The organism is Mycolicibacterium boenickei, assembly GCF_010731295.1.
In the GTDB taxonomy this organism is placed as follows: domain Bacteria; phylum Actinomycetota; class Actinomycetes; order Mycobacteriales; family Mycobacteriaceae; genus Mycobacterium; species Mycobacterium boenickei.
This window is the reverse complement of the sequence record NZ_AP022579.1, coordinates 5,342,835-5,356,684: the sequence shown is the minus strand read 5'-3', so window position 1 is coordinate 5,356,684 and position 13,850 is coordinate 5,342,835. Positions and strand designations below refer to the sequence as shown.

16 protein-coding genes are annotated in these 13,850 nt (G+C 67.5%); 9 read left to right on the top strand and 7 right to left on the bottom strand.

What is annotated here, in order from left to right; genetic code table 11:
- Positions 1-8: 8 nt before the first annotated feature.
- Positions 9-737 carry a uracil-DNA glycosylase gene (locus G6N57_RS25590; RefSeq protein WP_077738849.1) on the top strand — a complete coding sequence of 243 codons (729 nt, stop codon included), beginning with the start codon at positions 9-11 and terminating at the stop codon, positions 735-737.
- Between the two features lie 5 nt (positions 738-742).
- Here G6N57_RS25590 and G6N57_RS31865 read toward each other — a convergent pair whose 3' ends face one another.
- Together G6N57_RS31865 and rpmB are read right to left on the bottom strand one after the other, a co-directional pair.
- A complete protein-coding gene (locus G6N57_RS31865) occupies positions 743-1,102 on the bottom strand; it encodes a hypothetical protein (protein ID WP_133118319.1) in 360 nt (119 codons plus the stop codon).
- 70 nt (positions 1,103-1,172) lie between these two features.
- On the bottom strand, positions 1,173-1,367 hold the full coding sequence (rpmB, locus tag G6N57_RS25580; RefSeq protein WP_003881125.1) for a 50S ribosomal protein L28: 195 nt from the start codon (positions 1,365-1,367) through the stop codon (positions 1,173-1,175).
- A 259-nt stretch (positions 1,368-1,626) separates the two neighbouring features.
- On the opposite strand from rpmB, the gene G6N57_RS25575 reads away from it, so the two are divergent.
- The 3 genes from G6N57_RS25575 to G6N57_RS25565 are packed head-to-tail and all read left to right on the top strand — an operon-like array spanning position 1,627 to position 6,220.
- Positions 1,627-3,267, top strand: coding sequence for a fatty acid kinase ATP-binding subunit FakA (locus G6N57_RS25575; protein ID WP_077738851.1), 1,641 nt, complete (start codon positions 1,627-1,629; stop codon positions 3,265-3,267).
- Positions 3,267-5,516: an ATP-dependent DNA helicase RecG gene (gene recG / locus G6N57_RS25570; protein WP_077738852.1), complete on the top strand. Its 2,250-nt coding sequence runs from the start codon at positions 3,267-3,269 to the stop codon at positions 5,514-5,516. Before G6N57_RS25575 ends, recG begins: the two co-directional genes overlap by 1 nt.
- A complete protein-coding gene (locus G6N57_RS25565; RefSeq protein WP_077738853.1) occupies positions 5,513-6,220 on the top strand; it encodes an HNH endonuclease family protein in 708 nt (235 codons plus the stop codon). Before recG ends, G6N57_RS25565 begins: the two co-directional genes overlap by 4 nt.
- Before the next feature lie 21 nt (positions 6,221-6,241).
- On the opposite strand, the gene G6N57_RS25560 is transcribed toward G6N57_RS25565, so the two are convergent.
- Positions 6,242-7,036, bottom strand: coding sequence for an MBL fold metallo-hydrolase (locus G6N57_RS25560; protein ID WP_077738854.1), 795 nt, complete (start codon positions 7,034-7,036; stop codon positions 6,242-6,244).
- Between the two features lie 5 nt (positions 7,037-7,041).
- Positions 7,042-7,596 carry an ester cyclase gene (locus G6N57_RS25555; protein WP_077741657.1) on the bottom strand — a complete coding sequence of 185 codons (555 nt, stop codon included), beginning with the start codon at positions 7,594-7,596 and terminating at the stop codon, positions 7,042-7,044.
- A gap of 97 nt (positions 7,597-7,693) precedes the next feature.
- On the opposite strand from G6N57_RS25555, the gene G6N57_RS25550 reads away from it, so the two are divergent.
- Positions 7,694-8,422 (top strand): TetR/AcrR family transcriptional regulator, encoded by a 729-nt coding sequence (locus G6N57_RS25550; protein ID WP_197908756.1) that lies wholly within the window; start codon positions 7,694-7,696, stop codon positions 8,420-8,422.
- Here the strand turns inward: G6N57_RS25550 and G6N57_RS25545 are convergent.
- Positions 8,391-8,897, bottom strand: coding sequence for a GNAT family N-acetyltransferase (locus G6N57_RS25545; protein WP_165777766.1), 507 nt, complete (start codon positions 8,895-8,897; stop codon positions 8,391-8,393). The genes G6N57_RS25550 and G6N57_RS25545 overlap by 32 nt on opposite strands.
- A gap of 67 nt (positions 8,898-8,964) precedes the next feature.
- Between G6N57_RS25545 and G6N57_RS25540 the strand changes: the two genes are divergently transcribed.
- Complete coding sequence (locus G6N57_RS25540; RefSeq protein WP_235680576.1) at positions 8,965-9,552, top strand: TetR/AcrR family transcriptional regulator; 588 nt, start codon at positions 8,965-8,967, stop codon at positions 9,550-9,552.
- Here G6N57_RS25540 and G6N57_RS25535 read toward each other — a convergent pair.
- Positions 9,540-10,382, bottom strand: a complete 843-nt coding sequence (locus tag G6N57_RS25535) for an aldo/keto reductase (protein WP_077738857.1) — start codon at positions 10,380-10,382, stop codon at positions 9,540-9,542. The two genes, G6N57_RS25540 and G6N57_RS25535, sit on opposite strands and share 13 nt — an antisense overlap.
- Before the next feature lie 5 nt (positions 10,383-10,387).
- The gene (locus tag G6N57_RS25530; RefSeq protein ID WP_077738858.1) at positions 10,388-11,215 is read right to left on the bottom strand and encodes an aldo/keto reductase; all 828 of its coding nucleotides are present in this window, start codon (positions 11,213-11,215) and stop codon (positions 10,388-10,390) included.
- Between the two features lie 13 nt (positions 11,216-11,228).
- Between G6N57_RS25530 and G6N57_RS25525 the strand changes: the two genes are divergently transcribed.
- The 3 genes from G6N57_RS25525 to G6N57_RS25515 are packed head-to-tail and all read left to right on the top strand — an operon-like array spanning position 11,229 to position 13,846.
- Positions 11,229-12,365, top strand: coding sequence for an alpha/beta hydrolase (locus tag G6N57_RS25525; RefSeq protein ID WP_077738859.1), 1,137 nt, complete (start codon positions 11,229-11,231; stop codon positions 12,363-12,365).
- A gap of 27 nt (positions 12,366-12,392) precedes the next feature.
- On the top strand, positions 12,393-13,226 hold the full coding sequence (locus tag G6N57_RS25520; protein WP_077738860.1) for a DsbA family protein: 834 nt from the start codon (positions 12,393-12,395) through the stop codon (positions 13,224-13,226).
- The gene (locus tag G6N57_RS25515; RefSeq protein ID WP_077738861.1) at positions 13,223-13,846 is read left to right on the top strand and encodes a vitamin K epoxide reductase family protein; all 624 of its coding nucleotides are present in this window, start codon (positions 13,223-13,225) and stop codon (positions 13,844-13,846) included. Before G6N57_RS25520 ends, G6N57_RS25515 begins: the two co-directional genes overlap by 4 nt.
- Positions 13,847-13,850 lie beyond the last annotated feature (4 nt).

The following is a 13,850-nucleotide window of genomic DNA, read 5'->3' as shown; positions in this document are numbered from 1 at the left end:
GGTTTTCCGTGACTGCGGACGCGAGGAGCAAGACGACCACTGCCGACGCGACGGCAGGCGCACGGCCCCTGAACGAACTCGTCGACCCCGGCTGGGCACGCGCCCTCGAGCCGGTCGGAGCGCATGTCGCGCAGATGGGGCAGTTCCTCCGCGACGAGCTCAGCGCGGGCAGACGCTATCTGCCCGCAGGCCAGAATGTTCTGCGCGCCTTCACCTTTCCGTTCGAGCAGGTCCGCGTGCTGATCGTCGGTCAGGATCCCTACCCGACGCCGGGACACGCCGTCGGCCTCAGTTTCTCGGTGGGTGCCGACGTGCGTCCACTACCGCGCAGTCTGTCGAACATCTTCACCGAGTACTCCGAGGACCTGGGCTATCCGCAACCGGCCAGCGGTGACCTCACCCCGTGGGCGCAACAAGGCGTGATGCTGCTCAACAGGGTGCTGACGGTGTCCCCGGGCACCCCGGCGTCACACCGCGGCAAGGGCTGGGAAGCGGTGACCGAGTGCGCGATCCGCGCCCTGGTGGCCCGGGACCAACCGATGGTCGCGGTGCTGTGGGGCCGCGATGCATCGACGCTGAAGCCGCTACTGGCCGAAGGTGACTGCGCGACGATCGAATCGCCGCATCCGTCGCCGTTGTCGGCGTCGCGAGGATTCTTCGGGTCACGCCCGTTCAGCCGGGCCAACGAACTGCTGCAGCAGAAGGGCGCCGACCCGATCGACTGGCGGCTGCCCTGAGCCGATCAGGGCATGGGGATCCCCGGCGGGGCGGGGATCGCAGGCGGCGCCGGAATCGGCGGGGGTGACGGAATGCCCGGCGACGGAATCTGGACGGTCATGTCCCCATCGCCTTCGTTCGGAGAACCGGGCATCTCGGCCGGCGGCGAGCCCGGTCCGGGCGACACCGTGGTTTCGATGACCGTCGTCTCGGTATGGGTCGCCGGACCCTCAGAGGTCACCGGGGCCTCGGTCGTCGAAGGGGTCTCCGAAGTGGTCGTATCCTCGTCGGAAGTGGTACCGCCACACGCGGTCAGCATCGAGCCGACCGCGACGGCGGCAGCGAACGCACGAAGCGATTTATGTGATGCACGACATGGGGTCATGACGGCAGGGCATACCCCGCCGTGACCTCAGATAAACACGATGGTCGCGCACCCGATCAGGCGCGCGACGTCAGCCGCGCGAGACCTTGCCGGCCTTGATGCAGGAGGTGCAAGCGTTCACACGCTGCTTGTTGCCACCCGGACGTGCCACGGCACGCACCGACTGGATGTTCGGATCCCAGCGCCGGCTGGTCCGCCGATGCGAGTGCGACACCGACTTGCCGAAGCCCGGCGCCTTTCCGCAGATATCGCACACGGCAGCCATATCAACAACTCCTCGAATTCAGTCCTTGGGGGGTCTGGGCCCGCTCGCCGTAAAACGGCGGGGCTCAACCCGACAACCTGATCAGAATACCGGGAGGCCAGAGGATCGCCAAAACGGCCCGTGAACACCACCCCAGGTTGTCCACAGCCGGCGGTGCTCTGATCAAGATTGTCGCCGTCAGTCGATAGGCTGGCGCCCACGGCGGTGACTGCGGGGGCGGCCGCGATTCTGTGGGATCTGATGGGGATTGGGAGGTCCGATGTCGGCTCGGCGGCTGGACGCCTCCGCTCTGCGGGCCTGGGCCCACACTGCCGTCGATGACCTGATCACCCATACCGACGAGATCAACCGGCTCAACGTGTTCCCGGTGGCCGATGCCGACACCGGGACAAACATGCTGTTCACGATGCGTTCGGCATGGGCTCATGCCGATGCCGAGCCGGCCGGCGCGGACGTTCCGGCGCTGGCCGGCGCGTTGGCGGCCGGGGCGTTGCAGGGGGCCCGCGGCAACTCCGGGGTGATCCTGTCGCAGATTCTGCTCGGCCTGGCCGAGGTGATCACCAACGCGGCGGCTCAGCGTGACGGGGATCTCTCCGTCGTGGACGCCACCCTGTTGGGCGCGGCGCTGCGCCATGCCGCCGGCCTCGCTGTCACCTCGATGGGGGAGCCCGTGCCGGGCACCATCGTGTCGGTGCTGGAGGCCGCGGCCTCGGCCGCCGAACACCGTGCGGCCGAGGGGGGTGACGTGGCTGACGCGGCTGCCGCCGCGGGCGATGCCGCGTCGGCAGCTCTGGATCGCACGCCGCAGCAACTTGACGTGCTGGCCAAGGCCGGCGTGGTCGATTCGGGTGGACGCGGTCTGCTCGTTCTGCTCGATGCGATGACCGCGACGCTGGTCGGTCACGCGCCCCGTAGGGCCGTCTACGCCCCGGCGTCACCGCAGGCGCCATTTCCGGCCACGGGCCTCGCCGGTGCCGAGGCCCCGCCGCAGTTCGAGGTCATGTATCTGCTGACCGGATGTGGCGCGCCCGCGGTCGAGGGATTGCGGGCCGTCCTCGAGCAGATGGGTGAGTCCGTGGCGATCGCCGCCTCGGGCAATGATCAGTACTCGGTGCACGTCCACGTCGATGACGCCGGGGCCGCGGTCGAGGCCGGGCTCGCGGTCGGGGCGCTGAATCGCATCCAGATCACCGCCCTGACGGTCGCGCCTGGCCTCAGGTCCGCCGGGGGCTGGGCCCGAGAGCGGGCAGTGCTGGCCGTTGTCGACGGCGACGGCGGCGTCGAGCTGTTCGCCGGTGAGGGCGCCCAGGTGTTGCGGCCCGACGCGGGTGAGCCCATCAGCGCCCAACAATTGCTGCGGGCCCTGGTCGATGTGGGCGCCGCCCAGGTCATGCTGCTGCCCAACGGATATGTGGCCGCCGAGGAACTGGTGGCGGGGTGCACGGCCGCGATCGGTCGGGGCATCGATGTCGTGCCGGTGCCGGCGGGCTCGATGGTGCAGGGCCTGGCCGCGCTGGCGGTCCACGACGCGAGCAGACAAGCCGTGGACGACGGGTACACCATGGCGCGGGCGGCCGCGGGCGCCCGGCACGGCGCGGTGCGGATCGCCACCGAAGAGGCGTTGACGTGGGCGGGTGGCTGCAAACCGGGCGACGGGCTGGGTATCGCGGGCGATGAGGTGCTGATCGTGGGTCCCGACATCACGACGGCTGCCGCCGGGTTGATCGATCTGCTGATGGTGGCGGGCGGCGAGCTGATCACGGTGTTGACCGGTGATGGTGTGGACGGCGCTGTGGGGGAGGCGCTGCAGGCCCATGTGCATCGCGAGCACCTCGGCGCCGAGTTGGTGACCTATCACACCGGCCACCGCGGCGACGCGCTGCTGATCGGGGTGGAGTAGTGGCCGCGCTCGGCGATCGACTGGACCTGGTGATCGGGGCACGGTCGGCCAAGCCCCTCGAAGAGCATTTCGGCATCGTCACCGTCAACGATCTGCTGCGGCACTACCCCCGCAAATACAGCGACGGCATGTCGGTGCGCGGTGAAGGTGAGGCCCTTGATTTGGAGGAGGGCGAACACGTCACCTTCATCGAGGTCGTCACCGAGACCAAGGTCGGTGAGATGAAGCCGGGCTTCAGCAAGAAGACGGGCCGGCCGACGGCCCGAAAGTGGTTGCGCGTCACCCTCGGTGAACATCGGCCCGCCGTGACGGCGACGTTCTTCAATGCCGGGTGGATGGTGGATAAGTTGGAGAAGGGCACCCGCCTGATGCTCTCCGGCGAGGTGAAGTACTTCCGCAATACCCTTCAGCTCGACCATCCGGCCTTCCTGGTGCTGAATCCACTGGCAGGCAAGCAGATCGGGACCAAGTCGCTCAAGACCATCGCAACGGCGTCTGGGGCCACCGGCGAAGACATGCTGGCCGAGTTCGAGCGGGACTTCTTCCCGATCTACCCGGCCTCGGCAAAGGTGCAGAGCTGGGACATCTACGCGTGCGTTCGGCAGACCCTGGACGTTCTGGACCCGATTCCGGAACCACTTCCGGAATCGTTTGTGCGCGAACACAATCTGATGTCCGAAGATCAGGCGCTGCGGGCCATTCACCTGGCTGAGAAATCCGAGGACCGGGACCGGGCGGCCGAGCGGCTGACCTTTGATGAAGCCATCGGCCTGCAATGGGGGCTGGTCGGCCGACGCTACAGCGAGCTGAGCGAATCCGGGCCCGCCGCACCGCGAGTCGACGACGGGTTGGCCGCCGCGATGCACAGTCGGATGCCCTTCGAGCTGACTGCGGGGCAGTCCGAAGTGCTCGAGGTGATCTCGGGCGAGTTGGCCTCGACGCGCCCGATGAACCGGATGCTGCAGGGCGAGGTGGGTTCGGGCAAGACCATCGTGTCGGTGCTGGCGATGCTGCAGATGGTCGATGCGGGCTATCAGTGCGCGCTGTTGGCGCCCACCGAAGTGCTTGCCGCCCAACACGCGCGCTCGATCCGTGACGTGCTGGGGCCGCTGGCGATGGCGGGGCAGCTCGGCGGTGCGGAGACGGTGACCGGTGTGGCGTTGCTGACCGGATCGATGACGGCACCGCAGAAACGTGCCGTGCGCGAACAGGTGGCGTCGGGCCAGGCCGGCATCGTCGTCGGTACGCACGCGTTGTTGCAGGACGCGGTGGAGTTCCACAACCTGGGCATGGTGGTCGTCGACGAACAGCACCGGTTCGGCGTCGAACAGCGGGATGCGTTGCGGGCCAAGGCTCGTGATGGGTTGACTCCTCACCTGCTGGTGATGACGGCCACGCCGATTCCGCGCACCGTGGCGCTCACCGTGTACGGCGATCTGGAGACCTCGACGCTGCGCGAACTGCCCCGCGGCCGGCAACCCATCACCACCAACACCATCTTCGTCTCGCAGAAGCCGGCCTGGCTGGACCGGGCCTGGGCCCGCATCCGCGAGGAGGTGGGCGCCGGCAGACAGGCCTACGTGGTCGCCTCGCGCATCGACGAATCCGACAAGCCGAGCGACAAGAACGACGGGCGCGGCGGCCCGCCGCCAATCACCGTCGTCGACCTGTTCGACCGGTTGAGCACGGGCCCGCTGGCGGGCTTGCGCCTCGGGCTCATGCACGGCCGGCTGTCCGGGGACGAGAAGGACGCGGTGATGGGGGCATTCCGGTCCGGGGAGATCGATGTGCTGGTGTGTACCACCGTCATCGAGGTCGGCGTCGACGTGCCCAACTCGACCATGATGGTCGTGATGGACGCCGACCGGTTCGGCATCAGCCAGCTGCATCAGCTGCGCGGCCGGATCGGTCGTGGCCAACATCCCAGCCTGTGCCTGCTGGCCACTCGGCTGCCGGAAACCTCGAAGGCCGGTGAGCGGATCAAGGCGGTGGCCGCGACGCTCGACGGGTTCGCCCTGGCAGACCTCGACCTCGATGAGCGTCGCGAGGGAGATGTGCTGGGCCTCAACCAGTCCGGGCGCACCATCAATCTGCGTTTCCTGTCCCTGCGGGATCACCTCGAAGTGATCCAGGAGGCCCGGGAATTCTGCGAGCAGCGCTACGCGCAGAGTCCGCACGACCCCGGAATGGATCTGCTGGCAGCACAATTCGTGAACACCGACCGCGTCGAGTACCTGGACAAGGCATGACCGGCCGGCGGGTGTGGTGGCTGGCCGCGGCCGTCGCACTCGCGGTGGTGGTCGCCATTCAGGTGATCACTTCAACGCAGAACTCCGTGCGGTTCGCCGCCCAGGCCCAGCCGCCCACCGTGGCCGCCGGGGTGGACCTGTTGGCCGGGGTACCGGAGATTCCGGTGCGGGTGCGCGGCAACGACTATCGGCGTGCCGCCTTCGGAGAGTCCTGGGACGACGACAACAGCGCGCCCGGCGGTCACAACGGCTGCGACACCCGGAACGACATCCTCAACCGCGACCTCGTCGACAAGACACTCGTCGCGATCAAGCGGTGCCCGGTCGCCGTGGCGACCGGGACACTGCACGATCCGTACACGAACGCGGTGGTGCCGTTCGTCCGCGGCAATCAGACGGGTGCCTCAGTGCAGATCGACCACATCGTGCCGCTGGCGTTGGCGTGGGATCTGGGCGCGCGTGACTGGCCCGACGATCTGCGGCTGCGGTTCGCCAACGACCCGGCCAACCTGCTGGCCGTCGCCGGTAAACCCAACCAGGACAAGGGCGATCAGGAGCCGGCCCACTGGATGCCGCCCAACCGGGCGTTCTGGTGTCAGTACGCGGTGCAGTTCGTCGAGGTGTTGCGCGGCTATGCGCTCCCGGTCGACGCCGCATCGGCGGGGGTGCTGCGCGACGCCGCCGGGACGTGCCCGACGGGCTAGCCGCGGGAATTCCGCCCTGCGTCAGCTGCTCTCGATGGCGCGGTCCAGTAAGTGGGGGCTGTGCGCATTGACCAGCAGTAGATCCGGTTCGCCGGCGGTCGAGAGTTCGGCCAGCCTGCGATGATTGGCCCGGACCTGCTTGCGGTCGAACGCGACAGCCCGTTCGGGGGCGGTGAGCGTCCGCGGCGCAGAGTGACTACCGTCGACCTGCCCGTGGTGGTAGAACGCATCCCCGGCATGCAGGATCCAGCGTGACCCGGTGTCCACCGCGACCGCCGCATGGCCGCGGGTGTGCCCGGGTAGCGGAATCAATACGATCCCCGGCGAGATCTCGCTGAGGTCCTTCGCGCCCGGAAAACCGCGCCAGGCTTCGCCGGCGGCCGGGTGGTGCTCGACGAGTATCGGGCCGTGAGCGCGTTGGGCTCGACGGTAGCGCTGCTTCTCCACGAATGTCGCGGGGTGGGCGGCGGCGAATGATTCGATGGCAGTGAGATGAACTCTGGCCCAAGGGAAGTCGGCAAGGCCGCCGGCGTGATCGGCATCGAGATGGGTGAGCACGATGTCACGGACATCTCGCGGATCATGCCCGAGTTCGCGGATCTGGTTGACCGCCGCTTCAGCGGGGTCGTAGACAGGGCGAACGAGGAACCGCGCGGCGCCGAAACGCGGCCCGGGTGCCGCAATATCGTGCAAGCCGAAACCCGAGTCGACCAGGGCAAGGCCGTGATCGGTCTCGATCAACAACACGTGGCAGACCAGCCCGCCCGGGGTCGCGGGCGGCCGCATGGTGCCGCAGTTGAGGTGATGGACCTTCATCCCGGCTACAGCTCGACCGGCGCGGTGTCGACGAGGAGCGGGTTCGGAGTGCTGGACATCGCCCGCAGTCCTCGCAGGCCACGGATCACCCGCGGCCAGTTGCGCGGGTCGCGCAGATTGAGCCCGGCGAGCAGTTGACCGAACATCGACAGGGCGTCGAAGTAGATCCGCTCGGTGACCAGATTCTCGTCCTCGTCGAAGATGAAGTACGCCGTCATCCTGGTCCGGTGTCGGCCGCCGGTCGGTGGGATGGCGCCGAGTGGGCCCAGATGTGTTCCGATCAACCAGAATTCGACGATGACGGCGTCGGCACTGTGGCGCAGCGCGATGATCTCATGGTCCTGGTCGGGGAATGCGACGCGCGTGTCGTGGTAGTAATCGCGGACCTCTGCGTCACCGTCGTGCACGGTGAGGGTGGGGATGATCTCGTAGTGCGGGTGGGGGAATGTGGCCAGCACGTCGTCCCAGTCCTGCCGCACCTCGTCGTGGAAGTGATCGAGGACGAGTTTCTCGCGCGCCTGTAAGACCTCGACGGGTGGCATGAGTAGGCGGTCGGGCATCGTGTGCTCCTGTACGGGCATTATTCCCACGGGGTGGATTTATTGTAAAATAACCCCACACTGTGGGAATAGCAACGGGTGAGGAACAATGCCAGCCATGACCGGTGCGGCGAACAGGCAGGCCGACGGCGCGCCGCGCCGCGGCAGGCCACCCAAGGCGCAGGCCCAGTTGACCCGGGCGGCGATCCGCGATGCCGCCCTCGCGGTGATCGACGGCGAGGGAATCGCGGCGGTGAGCATGCGCTCGGTCGGCCGGGTGTTGGGCGTCGACGCCAAGAGCCTCTATCACTACGTCGAAGGCAAGGACGACCTGCTCGACGCGGTCGCCGAACACGTCCTGGAACAGCTTCGGATCCCGCCTGCCACTGGCGATTTCGGCGCCGACCTGCGGGCGCTTGGGCATGAATTCCGCCGCGTCACGCTGGCTCATCCTGAGGCGGCGACCCTGGTGCTGACCCGGCAGCTGTCATCGATGTCCGGGTTGGCACCCATCGAGGCCGTGCTCACGGTGCTGCGTCGGACCGGCATCTCGGCGAGGGAGGCCGTGCACCTGCTGCGGACCTTGCTCGCCGCCTTGATCGGCACCCTGTTGCGCGAGGTGTCGGCCGGGCCGACGTTCGGTGCCGGTACCGCCGACGGGATCGCCGAACGCCGGAAGACGCTGGAAGCGTCGGGTCTGGCCGAGGTGACGGCCGCGGCGCCCTACCTCGCCCGCTTCGACCGGGACGATGAGTTCGAGGCCACGCTCGATCTCATCGTGGATCTGGTCGGGTGCCGGGCGGCAGCTGTCGGAACTACAGATCGAGCACCCAGTTCTGGCCGTTGAGGTCGTGGCCGAAACTGTGGTGACGTTCCTCATCGATGAGTCGGAAACCGAAGTCCTGGTAGATCTTTCGGGCGGCGACGAGTACGTCGTTGGTCCATAGGGTGACCTGGACATAGCCGGCCTCGCGAGCGAACCGCAGGCACTCCTCGACCAGGCGCGTGCCCAGTCCCAGCCCACGTGCGCCGGGGGTGACCAACAGGATGCGCAGCTTCGCCACGGCCGGCTCGCCGGATGCCATGCAGAAGATGCATCCGGCGCGCTCGCCGTCGACTTCGGCGATCCAGCCGGCTTCCCGGGCCGGGTCACGGTTGTCGGCGTAGTCCGCCACGATCCGGGCGACGAGCGTCTCGAAGTCGGTGTTCCAGCCGAACTGCTGGTCGTAGACCTCACCGTGGGCCAGCACCACCCAGCCCAGATCGCCGGGACGGTCGGCGCGCCGCAGCACGACGCGCCTCTGGTCGATGGCCTGCGACATCGCTGGACCTCCGGATCGAACGCTACTGACACACTCGTTTCAGTAGCGGTAGGCTATCAACGTGGCCGTGGACACGACAACCCCGTCAGCCCGGAAAATCGAACTCCTCGAGGCCGCATATCGGTACGCGCTCGCCCACGGCCTCAGTGATTTGTCGCTACGCCCGCTGGCGGCGGCGATCGGGACCAGTCCGCGCGTACTGCTGTTCCTGTTCGGCAGCAAGGACGGCCTGGTGCGTGCGCTACTGGCGCGGGCCCGCACCGACGAACTCGCGCTCCTTGAGCGCCTCCGAGACGGCGACACCCACGCAGCCGGGTTGGCCGCGGCGGTCGAGAAGGTGTGGAGTTGGCTTGTCGCCGTGGAACACCGGCCGCTGCTGACGCTGTGGGCCGAGGCGTACGCGCGCTCCCTCGTCGAACCGGACGGAGCGTGGGCGGGCTTCGCAGGTGAAACCGTCGAGGATTGGCTCGACGTGTTGGCGAAATCCCAACCCGCGCACGAGAAAGACGCCGAAACCGGCGCTGCTGCCCGAACCCTGGCGTTGGCGGTGTTACGCGGGGCCCTGCTGGACGTGCTGGCGACCGGTGACATCGAACGCGTCACCGCAGCGGTGCACCGGCACGTCAGGCAGCTCCGCGGGGATCAGCCGGTGTAGGTCGCCGGGTCGGGCCGGAACCGGGTGCCATTGTCGAGCCCGCTGAGGCTGTCCATCTGCTCGGCGGTCAGCTCGAAGCCGAACACGTCGAGATTGGACGCGATCCGCTCCGGGTTGGTCGAGCGGGAGATCACGATGTTGCCCAATTGGATGCTCCACCGGATGAGCACCTGCGCCGGAGTCTTGCCATGCGCCTCGGCAATGGCGGTGACAGCCGGGTTGTCGAGCAGATTGCCGACGCCGAGCGGGCTGTAGGCCTCCGTCGCGACGTTGTACTTGGCATTGGCTGCGCGCCAGGCGCTCTGGTTGAGCAACGGATGCAGCTCGATCTGGTTGACCGCGGGCGCGACGAAGGTCAGATCGACGATGGTCGACAGATTCTCCGGACTGAAGTTGGACACGCCGGTGGAGCGGGCCAGCCCCTCCTGCTTCAGCGCCATCAGCCCGCCCCAGCTGTCGACGTATTTGCCGATGTCGTTGCCGGGCCAATGGATCAGGTACAGGTCCACATAGTCCAGGCCGAGCCGCTCCAGGCTGGCGCGCCCGGCGTTCTGCGATGACTGGAAACCCTGATCGCTGATGGCCAGCTTGGTGGTCACCGAGATCTCCTCGCGCGGAATGCCCGATGCCGCGATGGCGCGCCCGACGCCGGCCTCGTTGTCGTAGGAGGCGGCGGTGTCGATCAGGCGGTGCCCGGCCTCCAGCGCCGCCGACACCACGCGCTCCGCTTCGGAATCCGAGAGCCCGCCGACGCCGAATCCGACGACCGGGATCGTACGGTCGTCGTTGAGCTTGACGGTGGGAATCGCAGCCCCGTCCGAGGAGGTCATGGCACCTATCCTGTGAAGTTGAAGGTTCGAGGATCGGGTCCCAGGCGTGTATCCGTCTCCAACGTGGCGATGGCCGACATATCCGATTCGTCCAGATCGAAATCGAACACGTCGAAATTACTCACAATCCGCGCTGGGTTCACCGACTTGGGGATGACGATATTACCCAGATGGATATGCCACCTAATCAGTACCTGGGCGGGGGTTTTACCGTGCCGCTCGGCGATGCCGGTGATGACGGGATCGGAGAGCAGAGATCCCTGGCCCAGCGGGCTCCACGCCTCGGTGGCGATGCCCAATCGGGCGTGCACTTCGCGAAGCTCGCGTTGCGGTAGCAGCGGATGCAGTTCGACCTGATTGACCGCGGGCACGATCCCGGTGGAGTCGATGAGAACGTTCAGGTGTTCGGGAGCGAAGTTGCTCACCCCGATGGACCGGACCCGGCCCTGATCGTGCAGGTGCGCGAACGCCTTGAACGTGTCGACGTAGGCGTTGTTGGCAGGCACCGGCCAGTGGATGAGGTACAGGTCGAGATAGTCGACGCCGAGCCGGTTCAGGCTGGCATCGAACGCGGCCAGCGTCGAGTCGTATCCCTGGTCGCTGTTCCACAGTTTGGTCACCAGGAACACGTCCTCGCGGGGGACACCGGATTCGACCAGGCCGCGACCGGTCTCGGTCTCGTTCTGGTAGGCAGCGGCGGTGTCGATGTGCCGGTACCCGGCTTGCAGGGCCGCGCTGACGGCGCGCACCGTCTCCTCGGCGGGGGTCTGCCAAACCCCCAACCCGACTTGCGGTATCGAATTACCGTCGTTGAGCGTGACACGAGGACTCACAGAAGGAGCAGCCATGACTGAAAGTCTGCCAGGCGGGCAGGCAAGAGGCGGATCTAACGGTGATCGCCGGGACATGGTCAGACAGGCGCTGCTCGAGCGGGCGACCGGGTTCACCCTGGCCGCGATTCCCCGGATCTCGGATCGGACCAAGCGACTGCTGCTGGGCGGGCGTTCGGTGACCGTCGACGGAAACACCTTGGACACCACGCTGCAGTTCACCCTTGCCGCCCAACGGGCGGCAGGCGTCGGCGGTTTGGTCGCCGATTACAGTGCGGAGTCCGGTGTCGCCGTCTCGCGCGCCGCGCTGCGGGTGACGGCGGGCATGATGAAGGCCCGAATCCGCGCCGACGTGACCGAGATTTCGATTCCCGGCCCGGCCGGGCCGATCCCGTCGCGACGGTATGTCCCCGACGGCACCGGAGCGCCTGCGATCCCCGCACTGCTCCTGTACTTCCACGGCGGCGGCTTCGTGATCGGCGACCTCGATACCCATGACGGCCTGTGCCGGTTGATCTGCCGGGACGGCGGGATCCAGGTGATCTCGGTCGACTATCGGCTCGCACCCGAGCACAAGGCCCCGGCTGCGGTCGACGACGCCTATGCCGCCTACCGCTGGGCACTCGACCACGCCGCCGGACTGGGGGCCACGCGGATCGTCGTCGGCGGAGACAGTGCGGGCGGCAACCTGGCCGCCGTGGTCAGCCAGCAGGCACGTGACTCCGAACTGCCGCTGCCCGCGCTGCAGTTGCTGCTCTACCCGGTCACCGACTTTTCGAGTGAGACGCGATCCAAGACGCTGTTCGCCGACGGCTACTTCCTGAAGAAACGCGACATGGACTGGTTTGCCGGGCACTACCTCGACGGTGCCGAGGTGTCCGTCGAGGATCCGCTGGTGTCCCCGTTGCTCAGCGAGGATCTCTCCGGCCTGCCGCCTGCGCTGGTGGTCACGGCCGGTTTCGATCCGTTGCGGGACGAGGGCAACCGATACGCGGGGGCGATGCGCGACGCCGGGGTGGTGGTGGACCTCAGGGAAGAGCGTTCGATGATCCACGCATTCGCCAACTTCTTTCCGCTGGGCGGCGGCAGCGCCACTGCCACGAGCGCGATGATCTCTGCGCTGCGCGCGCATCTCAGCCACGCCGAAAGTTGACCTGTCGGCGCCGGTACGCTGGTCGACGTGGCCAAACCGAAGAAGACCGCGAAGTACGACCTCAAAGCGGCTGACCGCAAGCGCAACCTGTTCGTTCAGATCGGGCTGACAGCCGTTGTGGTGCTGTTCGCCGTCGGCCTGGTGCTCTACATCGTGACGACCGGCCACAAGCGGCCGGCCTCCGGGGAGGCCAGGGCCGTGCACGTCGCCGCGCCCAGCCTGATCACCAAAGAGGGCACGTCGGAACCCAAGGTGACGCTGAGCCTCTTCGAGGATTTCCTGTGCCCCGCGTGCGGTCATCTGGAGCAGCAGTTCGGCCCGACCATCAACAAGCTCATCGACTCCGGTGCGGTAGCCGTCGATTACCACATGGTGGCGATCCTGGACAAGGCCGGCAACGGCTACTCGTCGCGGGCCGGTGGCGCCGCGTACTGCGTCGCCGACGAGTCGGTCGATGCGTTCCGCCGATTCCACTCCGCGCTCTTCACCCCGGGTATCCAGCCGGAGGAGGGCGGCGGTGTCTACCCGGACAACGCCCGGATCATCGAGCTCGCCCGCCAGGCCGGCGCCGCCGGTGAGGTGCCCGACTGCATCACCAAGGGGCGTTACGTCGAGATGGTGCAGGGCATGGCCGCGGCCAGCGGTATCAACTCGACCCCGACCATTCGGTTCAACGGTGAGGAATACAGCCCGACCACTCCTGACGCGCTGATCGCGAAGGTCAAGGAAGTCGTCGGCGACCTGCCCGCGTTGAAGGGCCCGGCCCCCGGCCCCGCCGCACCCGCAGCGCCTGCCCCGGGTGCACCCGCTGCTCCCGCGGCCCCGGCCGCACCAGCCGTCCCGGCGCCGGCCAACCCATGAGTGACGCCGTCGCCGAGCTGGACGAGCCCGGGACCGAGGAGCCCCGCACCGTAGCCGTGGGCAAGGCCAGTGCCGTCTGGGTGCTGATCGCAGGTGTTCTCGGCCTGGCGGCGGCGATGGCGCTCACGGTCGAGAAGATCGAGCTTCTGATTGATCCGTCCTACGTCCCGTCGTGCAGTTTGAACCCGGTGATCTCGTGCGGTTCGGTGATGTCGACGTGGCAGGCATCGGTCTTCGGATTCCCCAACTCACTGATCGGGGTGGTCGCGTTCACGGTCACCCTGGTCACCGGTGTGCTGGCGGTGGCGGGCGTTCGGCTGCCCCGCTGGTACTGGGCCGGGTTCGCCGCCGGAACGCTGTTCGGTGCCGTCATGGTGCACTGGCTGATCTTCCAGAGCCTTTACCGCATCGGCGCTCTGTGCCCGTACTGCATGGTGGTGTGGGCGGTGACCATCCCGCTGTTGGTGGTGACGAGTTCGATCGCGCTTCGGCCGTTGCACACGAACTCCGTCGCCCGGGCGATCTACCAGTGGCGGTGGTCGCTGGTGGCGCTCTGGTTCACCTCACTTGTGCTGTTGATCTTGGTGCGTTTCTGGGAATACTGGTCAACGCTGCTGTAACACT